Source organism: Mariniphaga sp. (assembly GCF_041687215.1).
In the GTDB taxonomy this organism is placed as follows: domain Bacteria; phylum Bacteroidota; class Bacteroidia; order Bacteroidales; family Prolixibacteraceae; genus Mariniphaga.
The window spans coordinates 108,978-129,698 of sequence record NZ_JAWLCI010000005.1; the positions used below are offsets into that span (position 1 = coordinate 108,978).

The window sequence follows — 20,721 nt, forward strand, 5'->3', positions numbered from 1 at the left end:
CGAGTTATTAACGTTTGTTGAAAAAATACATGTTGAAAATAATTTGCTGAAAATGTGTTCGTTGATTTATGTGGTGGATACATTTTGAAGATTTTATAAACAGGTCATCAACAATTTTTCAACAAAACAGAACTGTAATGTGGTGGAATAAAGTGGAATAAAGTGGAATGTTTTGGAATAAATTCTTACTTTTACCGGTAATAAAAAAACTTGCTGAACGAAATGACAGAATTCACAGGAACATATAACGCAACCATCGACGACAAAGGGCGCATTGTGCTACCGTCGGCCTTCAAGAAGGAGATGGGCGATATGGCCCTGGAACCACTTGTTATTGAGCGAAATCTGTTTAAAGACTGTCTGGATATTTACCCTGAGCGCTTTTGGAAAGACCGCGTGGAAGCTTTTAAAAGTACACTCGATCCTTTCGATGAAGAAGACGATGAATTCCTTCAGTTTTTTTACGAAAACTTTATTAAAGTGGGCATGGCGGCCAACGGGCGAATCAATATTCCTGCTGAATACCTCGGGTACAGCAAGTTGAAAAAAAATGCCCGGCTGATTGGAATGGGCCTTTCCATTCGCATTTGGGATGTGGATGTTTACCAAAGCCAGCGGATGGATAAATCAACATTTGCACAACGGTTCAAGGAGAAAAGAAAACAAAAAACGGCAGAATAAATGACAAACCTGTATCATATACCGGTTATGCCTTCAGAAAGCATTCATGGATTGAATCTGTTTTCAGGGGCGCAGGTTGTCGATGCCACTTTTGGTGGGGGAGGTCATTCCCGTCTTATTCTCAATCAATTGGGCAACGGAAGGTTGTTTGCCTTTGATCAGGATGAGGATGCGGCCGGAAATGTGATACATGACGACCGGTTTTTTTTTATCAGGCATAACTTCAGGTACCTCAAAAATTTCCTTCGGTATTACGATGTTCAAAAAGTGAACTCTGTTTTTGCCGATTTGGGGGTGTCGTCGCACGATTTTGATGTGGCGGAACGGGGATTTTCATTCCGGTTCGATGACAAGCTGGACATGCGAATGAACCGGAAATCAGCCGTTGATGCAGCCGGCTTACTGAACAGTTACGGCGAAGATCAACTGGTGTTCATTTTTAAAATGTATGGCGAAATAAAAAATGCCCGACGTTTGGTGTCCGAAATTATCAATTTCAGAAACCACCAACCTTTTCAAACCACCGGACAGTTAAAAGAAATTGCATCGAAATGTGCTCCCCGAGCCATTGAAAACAAATACCTGGCGCAGGTTTTTCAGGCGCTGCGCATTGAGGTGAACGATGAAATGGAAGCACTGAAAGAATTTTTGGAAGCTGCTCTTGAAGTACTAAAACCGGGTGGAAGACTGGCTGTAATTACCTACCACAGCCTTGAAGACCGTTTGTGTAAAAATTTTATGAAAGCGGGGAATTTTGAGGGGAGAGTGGAAAAAGATTTTTATGGAAATGTACAAAGCCCGTTCAAATTGATTAACAGAAAAGTAATCATTCCTCAGCCTGAAGAAATTGAAAAAAATGTACGCGCACGCAGCGCAAAATTACGCATAGCAGAAAAAGTTTGATATGACTGAAAAGACGAAAAATAGCAAAAGAAAACCAGGGATGAAGTCGTTTTTGGGCGGCACCATCCTTACCGACGAGCGGTTTACAAAACAACTTCCGTTTTTAGGGTTGCTTGCATTTTTCGCTTTGGTGCTCATTACAAACCGCAACTGGTCTGAACGCACCATTCGCCAAATTGAAGTAGTGCAGGACACACTTGACGAATTGCGCTCTGAATCGATTACACTTTCGGCCCGTTTGATGGATGCCAGCCGGCCGTCGGAAGTGATTGAAAAAGTTGAAGAATCCGGGCTTGGCTTGGAAGAACCGGTTCGTCCGCCGCAAAAAATTGTTGTACCAAAAAAATAAAACAGAGTGGAAATCAGAAAATCAATAGTATCACGAATCGCCATTGTCTATTTTTTCCTACTGATATTTGGTGTGGTGGTCATTTTTAAAATGATTTCTGTTCAGCAAATAAAAAATGAACGGTGGGAACAAATAGCCAAAAACCTTAAGGAGAACACCCTGTTAGTTGAACCCAACCGCGGAAACATTTGTGCCGACGACGGAAGTGTGCTGGCTACTTCGGTACCTGGTTATTATGTGCGCATCGATCTGGCCGCAGAAGGAGTAAGGCGGGTTTACAGTGCCGAAAGTGATTCCCTGGCCTGGTACCTTTCCAGCTTTTTTAAAGATGCTTCCCGCCAGGATTACAACACAAGACTGAATGCAGCTTACAAAAACGGCAACCGGGGGTTGATGCTCACACCCCGAAAAGTGGATTACCAGGAACTTCAGCAAATTAAAAAATTTCCCATTCTTCGCCGTGGCCGGTTTGGTGGCGGAATGATTATAGAACAGGAAAACCAGCGCGTTACACCGCTTGGTTCGCTTGCATTTCGTACCATTGGCGACCTGAACAAAGGCGCATACGGAGGCGTGCACGGAAACATTGGTTACACCGGCTTGGAAGGAGCTTACGAACAATACCTGAAAGGAAAAGAAGGAATCAGCTATCGCGAAAATCTTTCGGGCAGGTGGGTTACCCGAACTGAAATTGAACCGGAGGATGGGATGGATATTATTACCACCATCAATGTAAAATTACAGGATATTACTGAAAGTGCTTTGCTACGTACCCTCGAGAAGCACGATGCCGACTGGGGAACCGCCATTCTGATGGAAGTTCAGACTGGCGAAATTAAGGCCATTGCAAATTTGGGAAGGGAAAATGGCGGATATACCGAAAATTACAATTATGCACTTGGGCATGCAGGAAATTACGAACCGGGCTCAACATTCAAATTGATTTCGTTAATGGCTGCCATGGAAGATGGGTTGGTTGACACCAGCGATGTTTATGATACCGGCAGCGGTGTTTGGAAATACCGCGACCGTACTATTTACGACAGCGATTACAGGTATGGCGGACATGGAGAAATGACTGTAAAACAGATTTTCGAAAAATCATCAAATGTTGGAGTTGCTAAAATTATTACAGCTGCTTACGAAAGTAACCCCAGAAATTTTGTGGACCGCATTTATGGATTTGGACTGAACAAACCACTTGGAGTGGAAATAAAAGGCGAAGGAAAACCATTTTTTAAATATCCGGGTGATTCTGACTGGTGGGGAACAACCCTTGCCTGGATGTCGTACGGATATGAGTCGAAAATGACACCTTTACAGGTACTTACATTTTATAATGCCGTTGCCAACAACGGGCGAATGGTAAAACCCCGGTTGGTGCGTGAAATCAGAGACAACGGAGTTTTAATAAAACAATTTAAAACCGAGGTGCTGAATCCGATGATTACCACGCGCGAAACAATTGGGAAAGCACAAAAATTACTGGAGGGAGTTTGCGAAAACGGAACAGGTAAATCGCTGCAAAACCCATGGTTTAAAATTGCCGGGAAAACCGGTACAGCCCAGGTTTCAACAGGTCAGACCGGTTATCAGAAAGGAATGTATCTTGCTTCTTTTGCAGGATATTTTCCGGCTGATGATCCAAAGTATTCTCTTGTTGTAACTGTCAATAATCCAAGGGGTGGCGCTTATTACGGTGGTTCGGTTGCTGGTCCTGTTTTTAAGGAAATTGCCGAGCGGGTTTTTGCCGTGAGAAATATGTTTGAAGAAACAGAGGAGGAAGAACCTGAAATACCTGTAAACCCTGTGTTCCCGGAAGAGGAAAAAGGGAAATCTGAAAATATTATCCGTATTGCTCACGACCTCAAAATTCCCAATGTTTCAGGAAAACCGGGAACAACTTTGGCAATTGCTAAAAAAGTTGGTGAGGGTTTGGTGCTCGATGAGATTGAAATTCAGGAAGGAAGAGTTCCTGATGTTCGGGGAATGGGTGCGAGCGATGCCATTTTTACGCTTGAAAACGCCGGATTGAAGGTAAAAATTAAAGGAGTGGGCAAAGTAAAAACACAATCAATACCTCCCGGTTCGGGTTTTGCACGAGGGGCAATTGTTTATTTAACACTGGGTTGAAAATGAAACTGAAAGAGCTTATAAAACATATTAATTATACAGAAATCAGGGGTGAAGAAAACCCTGAAATCAAAGCGGTTGAATTCGATTCCCGAAAAGTAAAACCGGGAACGCTTTTTATCGCGCAAAAAGGATTACATACCGACGGCCATCAGTTTATTCAAAAAGCGATTGATAATGGCGCTGCTGCAGTTGTTTGCGAAGAGTTTCCTTCTGAATTACCTCAAAATATAGCAATAATCAAAGTTTCTGACTCCATGCAAACCACCGGTCAAATTGCTTCAGTTTTTTACGGAAATCCTTCCCAAAAAATGAAAGTGGTTGGCGTTACGGGAACTAACGGAAAAACGAGCATTGCTACGCTTCTTTTCAGGTTGTTCCGGGAATTGGGGTATAATGCCGGACTGATTTCCACTATTTCATACAAGATTAATGAAACCGAAGAAACGGCTTCGCATACCACGCCAGATGCGTTGAAAATTCAACAGTTGCTGGCAAAAATGGAAGATGCCGGCTGCGAATTTTGTTTTATGGAAGTGAGTTCGCATGCGGTTCATCAACAACGCATTGCAGGAATTGAATTTGCCGGCGGGGTTTTTACAAATATTACCCACGACCACCTCGATTACCACAAAACATTTGCAGAATATATTAAAGCAAAACAACGGTTTTTCGATGTGCTGCCGGCAACAGCTTTTGCATTAACCAACATCGACGATAAAAACGGGCTGATTATGGTTCAGAATACCAAAGCCCGGAAAATCACATACTCGAACAGGGCCATGGCCGATTTTCGTTGCAAAGTGATGGAAACCCATTTTAACGGAATGTTGCTGAACCTTGACGGACAGGAAGTCTGGACACGGTTTGTAGGGAAATTTAATGCATCGAACCTGCTGGCTGTTTATGCTACGGCATTGAACCTGGGTCAGGATTCCAATGAAGTTTTAACCCACATTAGCAACCTGGAACCTGTAAAAGGAAGGTTTGAAACCATCAGAAGTGTGGATGGAAAACTGGCCATTGTGGATTATGCCCACACGCCTGACGCTCTGAAAAATGTATTGACTGCCATCGGTGGAATTCGCACCGGAAATGAACAGGTTATTACCGTTGTGGGCGCCGGCGGCGACCGCGATAAAACCAAACGGCCCGAAATGGCGCAGGAAGCTATTTTGGGCAGCGATAAGGTTATTCTCACTTCCGATAATCCACGCACCGAAGAACCGGCGCAAATTATTCGTGACATGGAAGCCGGTGTGGAACAAGAATGGAAAAACAAAGTGGTTTCCATTGAAAACCGGCGTGAAGCCATTAAAACTGCGGTTTTGCTGGCTCAACCCGGCGATATTATTCTGATTGCAGGGAAAGGCCACGAAAATTACCAGGAAGTGAACGGCGTGAAACATCATTTCGATGACGTGGAAGAAGTGAAGAAATGTTTTGGCATGGACGATTAAAAACGAAAAGGTATGCTTTATTATTTGTACGACTGGCTTGCAGAATCCAATATCCCCGGAATAGGAATGTTTCAGTACATTTCGTTCAGGTCGGGGGCGGCAGTTATTTTAGCGCTTTTTATCACCACTGCTTTCGGGAAAAAAATGATTCGCATTTTGCAGAAAAAGCAGATTGGTGAAGAAGTGCGCGATTTGGGACTGGAAGGCCAGGTGCAAAAAAAAGGAACGCCAACCATGGGTGGACTGATTATTCTTTTTGCCATAATTGTGCCCACTTTGCTTTTTGCGCGCCTCGATAATATTTACATTTTACTGATGCTGATTACCACAGCATTTTTAGGGCTAATCGGTTTTATAGACGATTACATCAAAGTTTTCCTGAAAAACAAAAAAGGATTGGCAGGCAAGTTCAAAATTTTAGGGCAGGTTTTTCTGGGGCTTTTTGTTGCAGCAACTTTATTCCTGAGCGACGATGTTATGGTTCGCGAAAATGTTCAAAATCCTTCAGGAAGTGATTTGCGTGAAATAGTTGTGGACCCTGAAACCGGACAGCAAAAAATGATGTTTGTAACTGAAGACGTGAAATCCACAAAAACCACCATTCCCTTCGTAAAAAAGAATGAATTCGATTACGCCTGGCTGGTTGCCTGGGCAGGCGATGCCGCATCATGGCTGAAGTGGGCTGTTTACGCACTGGCCATTATTTTAATTATTACAGCCGTTTCAAATGCGGTTAATTTGACTGACGGACTCGATGGTCTGGCCACAGGCACTTCTGCAATAAGCGGCGCCACGTTGGGTGTTTTGGCTTATGTGAGCGGTAACGTTATTTATTCCGATTACCTCAATATCATGTACATTCCGCATGTGGGTGAACTTACCATTTTTGTGGCTGCGTTTATCGGGGCAACCGTAGGTTTTCTGTGGTACAATTCGTTTCCGGCTCAGGTTTTTATGGGCGATACCGGGAGTCTTGCGCTTGGCGGCATTCTGGCTGTTTTTTCGGTCATTATCCGAAAGGAAATTTTGATTCCGCTTTTGGGAGGAATTTTTCTCATCGAAAATTTATCGGTGGTAATTCAGGTGATGTGGTTCAAATATACCAAACGAAAATTTGGCGCAGGCCGCCGTGTATTTTTAATGAGTCCCATCCATCATCATTACCAGAAAAAAGGGATGCACGAAGCCAAAATCGTTGCCCGGTTTTGGATTGTGGGTATCATTCTGGCGGTTTTAACCGTGGTAACATTAAAAATCAGATAACATTTAAATAGTTGAATTTGAGAAACAAATTAGTCATATTAGGTGCAGGCGAAAGCGGGGTTGGTTCAGCCATCCTGGCGCAAAAGCAGGGGTATGCCGTTTTTGTTTCCGATTTTGGGAAAATAAAGGATAAGTACAAGGAAGTCCTTTCAAAATATAACATTGACTTTGAAGAGGGGAAACATTCCGAAGAAAAAATTTTGGAGGCGGAGATTGTGGTGAAAAGCCCGGGAATTCCGGATACAGCTCCGCTAATTCTGAAGTTAAAAGAAAAAGATATTCCGGTGATTTCGGAAATTGAATTTGCCAGAAGATATACCGATGCAAAAACCATTTGTATTACCGGAAGCAACGGGAAAACCACCACCACGCTACTCACACATTATATTCTGGAGAAAGCCGGACTTAATGTTGGTCTGGCCGGAAACGTGGGAAAAAGTTTTGCCTGGCAGGTAGCTGAAGAAAATCACGATGTTTACGTGATTGAACTCAGCAGCTTTCAACTCGACGGCATGTACGATTTCAGAGCCGATGTGGCTGTGCTGCTCAACATTACACCTGATCACCTCGATCGCTACAATTATAATATGCAGGATTATACCGATTCTAAATTCCGCATCATTCAAAACCAAAGGGAAAACGACTATTTCATTTTTTGCGCCGACGACGAGGTTATTCAAACTGAAATAGCCAAAAAAGAGATAAAACCCGCCTGTATTCCATTCACATTAAAGGAACCGGCCAATCCGGGGGCAGGGCTTTCAAAAGAGAAATTGATTATAAATTTTAACCAAAAACAATTCAGCATGTCTATTCTGGATTTATCATTATCAGGAAAACACAACACCTACAACTCCATGGCAGCAGGCATTGCGAGTATGGTATTTCAAATTCGAAATGAGCAGCTTCGTGAATGCCTGTCTGGTTTTCATGGCGTTGAACACCGGTTGGAGCGGTTTTTAAGAGTTCACGGGATTGAGTTCGTAAACGACTCGAAAGCCACCAACGTCAATTCAACTTGGTATGCGCTCGAAAGCATTCCAAAATCAATTGTTTGGATTGCCGGTGGAATCGATAAAGGAAACGATTACACTATGCTCAAACCGCTGGTTAAGGAGAAAGTGAAGGCCATAGTTTGTCTGGGAAAAGACAACTCAAAACTTCATGCTGCGTTCGACAAAGTTTTGAAAAACGTGGTGGATGCATCAAGTATGGAAGAGGCTGTAAAAGCGGCCTATTACCTGGCGCGAAATGGCGATACCGTTTTGCTTTCGCCGGCATGTGCCAGCTTCGATTTATTCGATAATTACGAAGACCGTGGAAATCAGTTTAAAGAACAAGTGAGGAATTTGTAAATGAATTTGGTTCAGTCGAAAATATTCAGGGGCGACCGTGTTATTTGGGTGTTGCTGTTGTTACTCTCGCTGCTGTCGCTGTTAATTGTTTACAGCTCAACCGGTGCATTAGCCTACCGGCAGGCGTCCGGGAATACCATGCATTTTCTTGTCCGGCAAATCTTTTTCCTGGGAGCCGGATTGGGACTCATGCTTGTTATGGTCAATTTTCTTTCGGTTAAAATTTATTCCATCTTATCTAACTTATTGGTTTACCTGAGTATTGGTTTACTTTTGGTTTCAGTTGCCATGCAGTTTGCCGGAATGTCAAGCGGCAGCGGACGTACCCTCGATATTGGTTTTATTTCGTTTCAGCCTTCCGAGTTGGCAAAAATTTCCCTTATTATGTTTTCTGCCAAAGTTTTAGGGAAAAACCAAAAATCAAAAGACGAACTCAAAAAAGCATTTTATATAATTATCGTACACACCATTGTAGTTTGCGGATTAATTTTCGTTTCCAACTTTTCAACTGCTGCCCTGCTTTTTGCCACCATTTTAACCATGTTGTTTGTGGGGCGCGTTCATTTAAAATATTTATTTTTTGTAATTGCTGTGGGTGTGGGAATAGTAGTGGCAACTTATTTCCTGGCCGATCAGTTTCCATCGGCTCCAACACGAATGCACACGGTAAAGGGAAGAATAGACCGGTTTATTAACGGCGACCCCAATGCAGAAAAAGGAATTACCCAGGCCGATTATGCCAAACTGGCTATTTACGAGGGCGGAATTTTAGGAAAAGGGCCCGGCAACTCAGATGTAAGTAATTACATGGCCGCGGCCTATAACGATTTTATTTTCGCCATTATAGTAGAAGAATATGGACTTATTGCGGGCATTGTTGTGATGTTCCTTTACCTTATATTCTTTTTCCGGGCGGTGGTGATTGTGCGAAGGGCCACCCGAACCTTTCCGGCATTTCTTGTGACAGGGTTGACTATGTTGCTGGTGTTTCAGGCCATGATAAACATTGGTGTTTCAACCGGTGTACTTCCGGTTACCGGCCAGCCGTTGCCCTGGGTGAGTTTGGGAGGAACATCGCTGCTTTTTACTTCAGTGGCTTTTGGCTGTATTTTGAGTGTAAGCTATCAAAATCAGGTGAATCGTGATATTCAAAAACCGCCGATTCAGGTGGCTTTGCCTGACGACGATTATGAGATAAATAAATAGAATGAAATTAGAACGTGTTATAATAAGCGGAGGAGGCACAGGTGGACATATTTTTCCGGCCCTGGCCATTGCAAATGAAATTGGCAAACGATATCCCCATGCCGAAATTTTGTTTGTAGGCGCACAGGGACGTATGGAAATGGAAAAAGTTCCGGCTGCCGGTTACAAAATAATTGGCTTGCCGGTTACCGGCTTTCCGCGCAAACCAGGTATGAAAATGCTCACTTTTGTGGTTCGCCTGATGAAAAGCAACAGGCTGGCCAAAAAAATAATCAATCAATTTAAGCCGCAGATTGCCATCGGAGTAGGAGGTTTTGCAAGCGGCCCCCTGCTTCGGGCATCTGCAAAAAAAGGCATTCCAACACTTATTCAGGAACAAAATTCATACGCCGGAATTACAAATAAACTTTTGGCGAAAAAGGCAAACGTCATTTGCGTGGCATACGAAAAAATGGAACGCTATTTTCCCAACGAAAAAATTGTGCTCACCGGAAACCCGGTGCGGGAAACTCTATTAACCAAGATTGACAACAAACAGGAAGCCATTGAATATTTTGGGTTGAAAAATCCGGGAAAGGTGATTTTAATTGTTGGCGGTAGTCTTGGCGCCCGTTCGGTGAATAATGCCGTTCTGAAAAATATTTCACTCATTGCACAATCAGATGTGGAAGTAATCTGGCAAACGGGCTCCATTTATTACCAGGAAATTCTGGATAAAATGAAAGATGCCACGCCGGAAAACCTGCATATTCATGAATTTTTGTCGCGAATGGATTTGGCTTATGCCGCTGCAGGTGTTGTAATTTCCCGGGCCGGAGCTGGAACCATTTCCGAATTATGTCTGGTTGGAAAACCGGCTGTTTTAGTTCCGTCGCCCAATGTAGCAGAAGACCACCAGACCAAAAATGCACAAGCATTGGCCGAAAAAGACGCTGCCGTTTTAATTCCTGACAATGAAATTGATGCAAAATTATTGCCCGAAGCTATTCGGTTGATAAACGATAAAGAAGCGTGTAAAAAGCTTTCGGAGAATATTAAAAAACTCGCCCGGCCAAATGCAACGGGACAAATTGTTGATGAAGTTGAAAAATTATTGAAAAGATGAACAGCCTTCAAAAAATAAAAAATGTTTATTTCCTCGGAATCGGAGGGATTGGGATGAGTGCGCTGGCCCGGTATTTTAAACATTCGGGCAGGAATGTTGCCGGTTACGACCGAACGCCTACCGCGCTTACCAATGCCCTTCAGTCTGAAGGGATTGATGTGCATTTTGAGGACGATATCCGGTTTATCCCATCTAAATGGAATCCGGTTGAAACATTGGCAGTTTATACTCCGGCGCTGCCTGAAGACCATAAACAACTCAACTGGTGTAAGGAAAAGCCCATTTGGTTGATGAAACGTGCCAAAGTACTGGGATTGGTTTGTAACGAAAAAAGTTGTATTGCTGTTTCGGGTACTCACGGAAAAACTACGGTAAGTACCATGACTGCAACTATTTTAAGTAAATCAAAAGCTGGCTGCGGTGCTTTTTTGGGTGGAATCTCCAAAAATTTTGGAAGTAATTTGCTGCTGCCTCCCGAAAATTCGCCGTGGATTGTAGCCGAAGCCGATGAATACGACCGGTCGTTTTTACATTTAAAACCACAACTGGCACTGATTACTTCAATTGATGCAGATCATCTTGATATTTACGGCGATAAGGGAAAAATTACGGAGTCATTTGAGCAATTTATTTCCCAAATTAAGCCAGGTGGCAAACTGGTTCTGAAAAAAGGTGTGGAACTGAATACATCTAAAACACAAGCTGAAATTTTTAGCTATGCACTCACCGAAAAAGCCGATTTTACCACGATTAATCTTCATTTAAACAATGAGGGAGGTTTTTATTGTTTCGATTTGAAAACACCCGATGGAATAATTTCCCAATGCAAATTGAATTATCCCGGGCTGATAAATGTGGAAAACGCTGTGGCTGCCTCAGCACTGGCTTTTCTGGCAGGAGTTTCAGTCGACGAAATCAAATCGGGTCTTGAAAATTACCAGGGTGTTTTGCGCCGTTTCGATGTAAAATTTAAAAGTGAAAGGCAAATTTACATTGACGATTATGCGCACCATCCGGAAGAATTGAAAGCAGTGATTAGTTCGGTAAAAGCGTTGTACCCGGACCGTAAGGTTACTGGAATTTTTCAACCTCACCTCTATTCACGAACACGCGACTTTGCCAGTGAATTTGCTGAAAGCCTCGATTTACTCGACGGAGCTGTTCTGGTACCGATTTACCCTGCCAGGGAAGAGCCCATCAAAGGAGTTTCTTCCGATTTGATTTTCGGTAAAATGAAAAACGAAAATAAATTTCTGGTTGAAAAAAGTGAGGTTCCGGAGCTGTTGGAAAACCGTGAAACTGATGTTGTGCTTACCATGGGTGCCGGCGATATTGATGGAATTGGAGAACAAATAATTGAAGTTTTAAAAAATAAAAACTGATGTTGCGGAAAATTTTGAAATTAACAGGTTACATTTTGCTGACAGCGTTTATTGTTGTCACGCTGGGTTTTTCTATGCGGGAAAACCGTCATGTTACCTGTCGCAATATCGAAATTGAATTCAGCGAAGATGAACTAATAAAAACCAGCAGGGAGGAAGTTGCACGGTTGATTGATGCTGCGGATAATGAGCTGGTTGGAAAAGAGCTTCGGGCAATAAATGCTGAACTGATTGAGAAAGAAATTGAAAAACACCAGGCCATTTTAAATGCCGAGGTGTTTAAAGTGGTGGCAAAAGACAGCACATCTTTTAAAGGAATTCTTGGTGTCCGGGTAAAACATCGCGAACCAGTTCTTCGCATCATGTCTTCGTCAGGGACATATTATCTCGACAAAACGGGGGAACAAATTCCAATTTCGTCAAGTTACACGGCAAATGTGCTGGTGGCCTCCGGGTATTTTTCAGAAGATTTTGCAAAAGAACAACTGCTTCCTTTTGCAATGTATTTGGAGGAAAATCCGTTCTGGAAAGCTCAGATTGAACAGGTTTATGTAGAACAGGACGGCAATGTGGTGTTAACTCCACTGGTGGGAGACCATCTTATTGAGCTTGGAAATATGGAAAACTGCCAGGAAAAGTTACGGAACATGAAAGTATTTTACGAACAGGTGTTGGTGAGAAATAACTGGGATAAATACCAGACGATCAGTGTGAAATACAAAAATCAGGTAATAGCAAAAAAGAAATAGATATGGCTTCTAAATCAAATTTTTCAGTGGTTATTGATGTGGGCACTTCAAAACTGGCAGCATTTGCCGGAATTAAAAACGAAGAGGGTAAAATAGAGATTTTGGCTGCCACAAAGTTACCCTCCAAAGGAATAAAACGTGGTGTTGTGCTAAATATTGATGAAGCTGCAAATTCGGTTGAGCAGCTTCTGGAAGAAATTCTGCAACAGGTAGATGGAAAAATTAAAAAAGTTGACCTCGCGTATGCCGGGCAACCCATAAAAATTTTTGAATTTAAAAATTCACGACTGACTTCGGGCGAGGGAATGGTTACCCAGACCGATGTAGATGAATTGTTTCGCGAAGCAAAAAACATGGGGTTGGATGAAGATTTCAGGATTCTTCACATTATTCCGCAATCGTTTATTGTAGATGATGAACCAGCCGAACTAAATCCTGTTGGGGCAATTGGCCGGAAAATAGAAGCTACCTTTAAACTGATGGCAGTACCTGAAGTTTACATTGCAAATTTCAACCGGGTTTTAGATAAACTTGGGGTTGAACTGGGGGAAGTTACACTGGCTCCGATAGCTGCTGCCGAAGCTGCCTTAACTGAAGATGAAAAAGAACTTGGAGCTATTTTGCTTGATATTGGCGCAGGAACCACAAAACTAGCCGTTTTTCACGAGGGGATAATGATACATAGCGCGGTTATTCCCTTTGGCGGAAATGTAGTTACTCAAGATATTAAGGAAGGGTGCTCCATTCTTCCCAAATGGGCCGAACAGTTAAAAGTTCAGTATGGACAGGCGTTGGGCGATTTTGCCGATGAACGGAAAGTGGTTACTATTCCCGGACACAACGGATGGGAACCCAAAGAAATTTCGTTTAAAAGTCTGGCGTTTATCATTCAGGCCCGCATGGAAGAGATTATTGACAGTGTATATTTTCAGATTGAAAAATCGGGTATTGCCGATCAACTGGGTTCAGGAATTGTAATTTCAGGCGGAACTGCAGGTTTGAATAACCTGGTTTCGCTGGTGAAATTCCGCACCGGAATGGATGCGCGGCTTGCATTTCCGGTAATCAGACCGGCAAACAAAACAAAAGATTTTGCTGATACAGATTATCTCACGGCACTTGGATTATTGAAAATGGCACTTGAGAAGGAAGAACCGGCACCTAAACCAAAAATAAAAAAAGAGAAACAGAAAAAGGAAGGCCGTTTAACTCCCTGGATTAAAGGAGTTGTGCAGGGTGTAATCGATTATATGGACGACGATGAGGATGTGGCATTCAATTAAATAAAAACGATATGACCGAATTAGTAAATTTTCAATTTCCAAAATCTTCTTCTTCAATTATTAAAGTAATTGGAGTGGGTGGAGGTGGCTGCAACGCGGTCAATCATATGTTTGAGGAAGGAATTGCCGGTGTCGAATTTATTATTTGCAACACCGATTCTCAGGCATTGGAGAACAGCCCGGTGCCTGTGAAAATTCAGTTGGGAGTTACGCTAACCGAAGGAAGAGGAGCCGGCAACATGCCTCAGATGGGCGAAGAAGCTGCTCGCGAGAATTACGAAGACATAAAGAATGCCCTGAAAGATAGCACTAAAATGCTTTTCATAACAGCCGGAATGGGAGGTGGAACCGGTACCGGTGCGGCTCCCGTAATTGCCAGTCTGGCCCGCGAACTCGATATTCTGACCATTGCAGTGGTTACCGTTCCATCGCCAGCTGAAGGGAAAAAGCGGTTTGGCCAGGCTATGGAAGGAATAAAAAAACTGGGTGAATACGTGGACAGTATGCTGGTGGTGAGTAACCAACGGCTTCATAATATTTTTGGAGATTTGCCGGCACGCCAGGCATTTAAAATGGCCGATAATATTGTGGCAACTGCGGTAAAGGGCGTGGCCGAAATCATTACCCTGCACGGAAATGTAAATATAGATTTTACCGATGTTTATACTGTGATGCACAATAGCAAGGTTTTTATTATGGGAACCGGCCTTGCAACAGGCGAAGGCCGCGCCATGAAAGCCGTGAATGATGCACTGGAATCGCCTTTGCTCGATAGCAATGATATTTATGGCACAAAAAATATTTTGCTCAATATTATTTCTGGGAAAGAAGAAATTACCATTGGTGAAATTGGAGAAATTATTGAAACTCTGCAGGAAAGGGCAGGGCAGGAGGCCGATATTATTTGGGGTAACGGGTACGACGAAAATCTGGGCGAAAAGGTTAGTGTAACCATTCTGGCCACCGGATTCAAAACCAATCCGAACCAGTTGCTGCAACCCAGGGAAGAGCCTGAAAAATACAACCTGGAAAATTCAGCAGCAACTGATGAATTGGAAATTGAGCTGGAACCTGAACCCGAAGAGATGCTGGTGGAAGCCCATTTTGAAAATTCAAAAAAGCAAAATAACCCTGAACGGGAAGAACAGAAAAAGGAAAGTGGCAGGTGGGGTAGGAATTCGTTTCAACAAAAAAAGAAAGACAAAAAGAAAAAGAAGAAAGATACTGTTAACCAGGGAAATATTGACAACTGGTTTTATAAAAATTTTGGATTAAGTCGTTTGTTCGACGATGAAGATCAATCAATTGAAGGGTAGAAAATTTAACCTGAAAAGACAACGATATAATGGATAATTTAGCAAATTTTAATTTTTCGGAAACCGCAGGTGCAGCAATAAAAGTAATTGGAGTAGGTGGCGGAGGAGGAAACGCTTTAAATCATATGTACAAGCAGGGAATCCGTGATGTGGATTTCGTTATTTGCAATACCGATGCTCAGGCGTTGGAAGCCAGTCCGGTGCCCATTAAAGTTCAGTTGGGATCGGCGCTTACTGAAGGCCGTGGCGCTGGAAACCGCCCTGAAGTTGGGAAACAGGCAGCCCTGGAAAACATTGAGGACGTAAAAAATGCCCTTGCCAACAACACAAAAATGGTGTTTGTTACTGCCGGAATGGGCGGAGGAACAGGCACTGGCGGGGCTCCGGTACTGGCCGAAGCTTGCAGTGCCCTTGGTTTTTTAACCGTGGGAATTGTTACCATTCCGTTCAGAAATGAAGGTAAACGCCGCATAAAACAGGCCATTGACGGGATTGCAGAACTTGAAAATCACGTGGATGCATTGCTCGTTATTAATAATGAACGCATTCGCGAAATGTACGGCGATTTTGGTATTTCAGAAGCCTTTTCAAAAGCTGATAATGTGCTGGCAACCGCAGCCAAAGGTATTGCCGAAATTATTACAGTTCCCGGTTATATTAATGTAGATTTTGCCGATGTGGAAACCGTGATGCGAAAAAGCGGTCTGGCATTGATGGGAACCGGTGTTGCCAGCGGAACAGATCGGGCAACTGAAGCTGTTGAACAGGCGCTGAATTCTCCTTTACTGAATAACAACGACATTCGCGGAGCAAAAAATATTCTGCTAAACATCACATCCGGAACGCATGAAGTAACCATGGATGAAGTAGGTAAAATTACTGATTACCTGCAAAATAAAGCTGGTTTCGAAGCAGATTTAATTTGGGGAAACGGAAAAGACGAGAGTCTTGGAGAAGAAATTTCTGTAACCTTGATTGCCACCGGATTCGGTAAAAGTTCAATTGCTGAAATTACTGGTGAACGGAAAATGGAAAAAGAAACCCACCAGCTAAATGTTGATGCTTCAGTAAAGGAAAAAAATGAACCTTCAGGTTTTATTTCAGAAAAAGAATCAGCTAAATCAGATCAAAAAACGTTCAGCTTTTCCGGTTCTGATGAAAACAACGATGATGATTTGGAATTTGAGGTACTTTACCCGAAAACCATAAAAGAACGGAAAAACAGCTCCGACAATACTAAAATGGATTTTTCGTCGGCGTCTGACGAGGATCTGGATGAACTGGAAAATATTCCGGCATATAAACGCAGGCAGTTGCGTATGAATGATCCGAAGTATAAAAAAAAATTCTCCAGCTATTCGGTAAACAGCGAAAACAAACTGACCGATAAAAATTCGTACCTTCACGGGCAGGTAGATTAAAAACGGAAAATTATGTCACTTTTTGAACAGATTAACGAAGACTTAAAAGCGGCTATGAAAGCCCGCGAGAAAGAGAAACTGGAAGCCTTACGCAACATTAAAAAGGTTATGATTGAAGCCCGCGCAGCCAAAGGCGCCGGCTCGGAATTAACCGATGATGAGTCGTTGAAAATAATTGCCAAACTGGCCAAACAAGGCACCGATTCTGCCATTATTTACAAAGAACAGAACCGCGAAGAATTGTACAATCAGGAAATGGCCCAGGTTGCAGTTTACGAAACGTACCTTCCCGAAAAACTTTCGGACGAAGAGATTACTAAAATAGTAAAATCGATTATTGAAAAAACTGGGGCTACCACAATGAAAGATATGGGAAAAGTGATGGGGTTGGCCTCGAAAGAACTTGCAGGAAAAGCAGAAGGATCAGAGATTGCTGCCAAAGTAAAAGAATTGCTGGCTTAGGTATTCGGTCACCCGGTTTATCCCGGGTGATTATTAATCATCAAATTCGTCGCCGTTGTCCTCATCGTCGTCTGAAATCTGGTCGGCAACATGATCCAGGTCGGCGTATTTGTCTTCGTAATCCTGTTTAACTTCGTCTTTCAGGAAACCGTCATCATCATAATCGTCGTCTTCATCAACAATCTGAATGGCTTCATTTTCAGTCATCCTGAGCATGTAATATTTATCTTCGGTTTCAAAAGGCAGTGCCGTTACCTTAATTCCGTGTTTATCGAAAAAATGGATGAGGTGATCTGCAAATCCGTCGGAATAAACAAACTTAATTTGCTCCTGGAGATCTTTGTCGAGTTTGTTGTAATCCTTTATTACCCTTGGTTTGTTAGGCGCCATAATTCAAAATTTTAAATTCTTTTTTTTTGCACTTTCAAATTTTATCAGCAAGCTACGTATTTTTGGTTTGCCTGGTTTGTATTCACTTCAAATATAATCACAGCAAATAAATAGTATCCTTTTGATATTTCCAACTGTTCAAAGATTTTTTTTTGAATTTTTCCGGCGCTTGATTTTTCCAACGAAACAGTCGCGATCGGTACACCAATTGCATTGATAACCCATTTGTTTACAGTTTTTTCCAAGGCCTGTTATTCCGCTCACCGATTTTATGGGGTGCATTAATGCAGAATCTGAAAGTGTAATTCCGCAAATTTGGGAGGGTAAAAGAGAAAAAAGCTTATGTTGCTCGGCTACACTCCAGTTACAATAACCCGGCGAAAACGGATCGGTAATGTTGAATCCGGACAGCCTAACTTCCTCTAAAATTTTTTTCTGCAATTTTCCGGCGGCCTTGTCAACTGTCACCGACCCTACAACATCCAGCACATAGGCCATCATTTCATCGCCTTCGGCAGTTTTTTGTTTCGAAAACTCAGAAATTCCTGCTCCGGCAGTACAAACAAAAAGGGCTAATTGGGTGGCCTCCTTCAGCTGAGTTACTACAATTTTCCCTGGAGAAAATAACTGGTTTTCAATTTGAATGGTATCGTTTTGTGGATGAACATCAATTTCGGTGAAAATTTTAAAAGCTCCTGTTATTTTGCAGTGTTCAGGAGCCACTTGCAAAGCCTGTTCAATCAATTCTGAAAAAGGTTCCGGCGACTGTCCCGGTTCAAATCCCATAAACTCTTCAATTTCTTCGGAAAGAACATTAATATCTTTATATTGAAATTGAAAGATTTTAGTCATTAGAATTTATTGGTTTTTCAAACCGGGTTCAAGGATTTTTATCCTTCAATAATTTCAATTTTTTCAATTACATCTCCGGCACGAATGGAATCTATAACATCCAGACCTTCCACCACTTTTCCAAAGCAGGTGTGATGTCCGTCGAGGTGTTTTGTATTATCGCGGTTATGGCAAATAAAAAACTGCGAACCTCCTGTATTTTTTCCTGCGTGCGCCATGGAAAGAACACCGCGGTCGTGGTACTGGTTATTGCCGTTTGTTTCGCACGGAATAGTATAACCTGGTCCGCCGGCTCCGGTTCCGTCGGGGCAGCCACCCTGAATTACAAAATTTGGAATTACCCTGTGAAAAGTAAGGCCGTCGTAAAATCCTTCTTTTGAAAGTTTCACGAAATTGGCCACAGTTCCTGGTGCATCTGCATCGTAAAACTCAACCTTCATTGCACCTTTATCGGTAATGATGTTTGCTTTTGTAGTCTTTGTCATCTTTTTAATTATTACGGCGCAAAAGTATAAAAATCCCGGATATTTTTGTCCGGATGGTTGCAGTATAAATTGCGAATTGATATCTTTAGACGAATATTTTAATTTAAAATCTATTGAACTATGCGCGAATTAACAGAACAAACCAGAAGAAATTTTATCAGGAATATTTCCCTTTTGGGAAGTGCTGCACTTCTGCCCGGCAGCTTAATGTCCTGCAATTCACGAATTCCGGGATCTGGAATGAAATTGGGATTGGTTACGTACCTTTGGGCAAAAGACTGGGATATTCCCACCATCATTAAAAATTGTACTGAAGCAAATATTCCCGGGGTTGAACTTCGGGTTGAACACGCCCATGGAGTTACACTTGATTTGACTAAAGCCGAACGCGAAGAGGTGAAAAAGCAGTTTGCCGGAAGTGCGGTTGAAATAGTTGGAATGGGAACGAACCAGGATTACCATCATCCTGACCCTCAAAAACTGAAAGAATCAATTGATACGACCAAAAAGTGGCTTCAATTGAGTAAAGATATTGGCGGCTCGGGAGTAAAAGTAAAACCCAATGCATTGCCCGACGGTGTTCCGAAAGAAAAAACTCTGGAGCAGATTGGCAAAGCTTTAAATGAACTGGGTAAATATGCTTTGGATATGGGGCAACTCATTCGCTTGGAAGTTCACGGCAGCGAAACTCAACAGTTGCCAAACATAAAAACTATAATGGATTATGTTGAAAATAATGGCGCAACAGTTTGCTGGAACAGCAACGACCAGGATTTGGACGGGCAAGGATTGGAATACAACTTCAACCTTGTGAAAGACAGGTTTGGCGATATTTGCCACGTCAGGGAACTGAATATTGGAGATTATCCGTATCAGCAATTGATGGATTTATTTGTGAAAATGGATTACAACGGCTGGATTTTACTCGAATGCCGAACTGACCCGGCAGACAAAGTTGCTGCATTAAAAGAACAACGTCAGGTTTGGGAAGAAATGATTACCAACGCCCAGTCAAAATTATAAATATAACAAAGCCTCTTTAGCTCAGTTGGCAGAGCAGCTCATTCGTAATGAGCAGGTCGTGGGTTCGAGTCCCATGAGAGGCTCCATTTTAACAACCAAAATTTACAGAAATGCTTGAAATCAATGAGTTTCAGGCATTTCTTGTTTTAAGGCAACCCTGAAATTTACCGTATTCCCCGATATTCAGGTGAGTAATTCGGGAGTATTTTTTAAAAAATCAAAATAACTCACCAGAGGTTCACTAAAACGCTGATAGATTGAACATTATTACATCAATTTGTACTTTTGAAAATCTTCAAAAAATGGTAATTTAACAACTATTAAAATTTGTTTATGGGAAGTACGATTTATATGTGTTGTTTGTTTTTAGAAAAGCGCAATCAGATAAAAACTATACCTGTACTTTTTCAATTTTTATAGCTTAATCATGGAAATTATCAATATTATTATTTGTGATGGTTTTTCGATGTACTGTACCCAGTCTAAATAAATACCTCAGAATTTCATTTTTTTCAGAATTGAGAAAAATGGCCAATTTCATCAGGAATACTAACATCACTAAACAGTTGATAAAAAGCATGTTCCTCACTAAAAAAAATAGAATTCTCTTCAAATATGCCGTACCACTATTTTTGATTTAATCCTACAGAATGGAATTTGCAATGAAGTAAATAAGTGATTTATAATGTTATTAGGAAATAATTTTTTTACCACTTTTTAAAACATTAATAAAAAAGCCGTTGTAAATACTTGATTTACAACGGCTTTTTTTTGTTTTCGTCGGGGTAGTAGGATTCGAACCTACGACCCCCTGCTCCCAAAGCAGGTGCGCTAACCGGACTGCGCTATACCCCGAAATTATTTAAAGCGGTGAGGGGGGGATTCGAACCCCCGGTACGGTTA

19 protein-coding genes and 2 tRNA genes are annotated in these 20,721 nt (G+C 42.1%); 17 read left to right on the forward strand and 4 right to left on the reverse strand.

The window, feature by feature from the left end; translation table 11 throughout:
- Nucleotides 1-222: 222 nt before the first annotated feature.
- Genes ACESMA_RS03895 through ACESMA_RS03965 form a run of 15 tightly spaced genes read left to right on the forward strand, consistent with a single transcriptional unit; the run spans nt 223 to nt 17,068 of the window.
- Entirely contained in the window at nt 223-681 is a 459-nt protein-coding gene (locus ACESMA_RS03895; protein ID WP_372947458.1) for a division/cell wall cluster transcriptional repressor MraZ, read from the forward strand.
- Nucleotides 682-1,584 carry a 16S rRNA (cytosine(1402)-N(4))-methyltransferase RsmH gene (rsmH, locus tag ACESMA_RS03900; protein ID WP_372947459.1) on the forward strand — a complete coding sequence of 301 codons (903 nt, stop codon included), beginning with the start codon at nt 682-684 and terminating at the stop codon, nt 1,582-1,584.
- Between the two features lies 1 nt (nt 1,585).
- Nucleotides 1,586-1,933, forward strand: a complete 348-nt coding sequence (locus ACESMA_RS03905) for an FtsL-like putative cell division protein (RefSeq protein ID WP_372947460.1) — start codon at nt 1,586-1,588, stop codon at nt 1,931-1,933.
- Between the two features lie 6 nt (nt 1,934-1,939).
- Nucleotides 1,940-4,066, forward strand: a complete 2,127-nt coding sequence (locus ACESMA_RS03910) for a penicillin-binding protein (protein WP_372947461.1) — start codon at nt 1,940-1,942, stop codon at nt 4,064-4,066.
- Between the two features lie 2 nt (nt 4,067-4,068).
- The gene (locus tag ACESMA_RS03915) at nt 4,069-5,526 is read left to right on the forward strand and encodes a UDP-N-acetylmuramoyl-L-alanyl-D-glutamate--2,6-diaminopimelate ligase (protein ID WP_372947462.1); all 1,458 of its coding nucleotides are present in this window, start codon (nt 4,069-4,071) and stop codon (nt 5,524-5,526) included.
- Between the two features lie 12 nt (nt 5,527-5,538).
- The gene (gene mraY / locus ACESMA_RS03920; protein WP_372947463.1) at nt 5,539-6,789 is read left to right on the forward strand and encodes a phospho-N-acetylmuramoyl-pentapeptide-transferase; all 1,251 of its coding nucleotides are present in this window, start codon (nt 5,539-5,541) and stop codon (nt 6,787-6,789) included.
- 17 nt (nt 6,790-6,806) lie between these two features.
- The gene (gene murD / locus ACESMA_RS03925; protein ID WP_372947464.1) at nt 6,807-8,144 is read left to right on the forward strand and encodes a UDP-N-acetylmuramoyl-L-alanine--D-glutamate ligase; all 1,338 of its coding nucleotides are present in this window, start codon (nt 6,807-6,809) and stop codon (nt 8,142-8,144) included.
- Complete coding sequence (locus tag ACESMA_RS03930; protein ID WP_372947465.1) at nt 8,145-9,350, forward strand: FtsW/RodA/SpoVE family cell cycle protein; 1,206 nt, start codon at nt 8,145-8,147, stop codon at nt 9,348-9,350.
- 1 nt (nt 9,351) lies between these two features.
- Nucleotides 9,352-10,455 (forward strand): undecaprenyldiphospho-muramoylpentapeptide beta-N-acetylglucosaminyltransferase, encoded by a 1,104-nt coding sequence (gene murG / locus ACESMA_RS03935; RefSeq protein ID WP_372947466.1) that lies wholly within the window; start codon nt 9,352-9,354, stop codon nt 10,453-10,455.
- Nucleotides 10,452-11,837 carry a UDP-N-acetylmuramate--L-alanine ligase gene (murC, locus tag ACESMA_RS03940; protein ID WP_372947467.1) on the forward strand — a complete coding sequence of 462 codons (1,386 nt, stop codon included), beginning with the start codon at nt 10,452-10,454 and terminating at the stop codon, nt 11,835-11,837. Before murG ends, murC begins: the two co-directional genes overlap by 4 nt.
- Entirely contained in the window at nt 11,837-12,586 is a 750-nt protein-coding gene (locus tag ACESMA_RS03945; RefSeq protein ID WP_372947468.1) for a cell division protein FtsQ/DivIB, read from the forward strand. The genes murC and ACESMA_RS03945 overlap by 1 nt, the downstream gene beginning before the upstream one ends.
- Nucleotides 12,587-12,588: 2 nt before the next feature.
- Nucleotides 12,589-13,869: a cell division protein FtsA gene (gene ftsA, locus ACESMA_RS03950; protein WP_372947469.1), complete on the forward strand. Its 1,281-nt coding sequence runs from the start codon at nt 12,589-12,591 to the stop codon at nt 13,867-13,869.
- 11 nt (nt 13,870-13,880) lie between these two features.
- On the forward strand, nt 13,881-15,185 hold the full coding sequence (gene ftsZ / locus ACESMA_RS03955; RefSeq protein WP_372947470.1) for a cell division protein FtsZ: 1,305 nt from the start codon (nt 13,881-13,883) through the stop codon (nt 15,183-15,185).
- Between the two features lie 29 nt (nt 15,186-15,214).
- Nucleotides 15,215-16,606 carry a cell division protein FtsZ gene (ftsZ, locus tag ACESMA_RS03960; RefSeq protein ID WP_372947471.1) on the forward strand — a complete coding sequence of 464 codons (1,392 nt, stop codon included), beginning with the start codon at nt 15,215-15,217 and terminating at the stop codon, nt 16,604-16,606.
- A 12-nt stretch (nt 16,607-16,618) separates the two neighbouring features.
- Nucleotides 16,619-17,068, forward strand: coding sequence for a GatB/YqeY domain-containing protein (locus ACESMA_RS03965; protein ID WP_372947472.1), 450 nt, complete (start codon nt 16,619-16,621; stop codon nt 17,066-17,068).
- A gap of 33 nt (nt 17,069-17,101) precedes the next feature.
- Here ACESMA_RS03965 and ACESMA_RS03970 read toward each other — a convergent pair whose 3' ends face one another.
- The 3 genes from ACESMA_RS03970 to ACESMA_RS03980 form a co-directional block, all read right to left on the reverse strand.
- Nucleotides 17,102-17,458, reverse strand: coding sequence for a hypothetical protein (locus ACESMA_RS03970; RefSeq protein WP_372947473.1), 357 nt, complete (start codon nt 17,456-17,458; stop codon nt 17,102-17,104).
- Between the two features lie 138 nt (nt 17,459-17,596).
- Nucleotides 17,597-18,310, reverse strand: a complete 714-nt coding sequence (locus ACESMA_RS03975; RefSeq protein WP_372947474.1) for a vitamin B12 dependent-methionine synthase activation domain-containing protein — start codon at nt 18,308-18,310, stop codon at nt 17,597-17,599.
- 38 nt (nt 18,311-18,348) lie between these two features.
- Nucleotides 18,349-18,795 carry a peptidylprolyl isomerase gene (locus ACESMA_RS03980; RefSeq protein ID WP_372947475.1) on the reverse strand — a complete coding sequence of 149 codons (447 nt, stop codon included), beginning with the start codon at nt 18,793-18,795 and terminating at the stop codon, nt 18,349-18,351.
- Between the two features lie 120 nt (nt 18,796-18,915).
- On the opposite strand from ACESMA_RS03980, the gene ACESMA_RS03985 reads away from it, so the two are divergent.
- Entirely contained in the window at nt 18,916-19,818 is a 903-nt protein-coding gene (locus ACESMA_RS03985; protein WP_372947476.1) for a sugar phosphate isomerase/epimerase family protein, read from the forward strand.
- 10 nt (nt 19,819-19,828) lie between these two features.
- Nucleotides 19,829-19,904 (forward strand) — tRNA-Thr (locus ACESMA_RS03990).
- Nucleotides 19,905-20,598: 694 nt separating this feature from the next.
- Here the strand turns inward: ACESMA_RS03990 and ACESMA_RS03995 are convergent.
- Nucleotides 20,599-20,673, reverse strand: a tRNA-Pro gene (locus tag ACESMA_RS03995).
- Nucleotides 20,674-20,721: the final 48 nt, after the last annotated feature.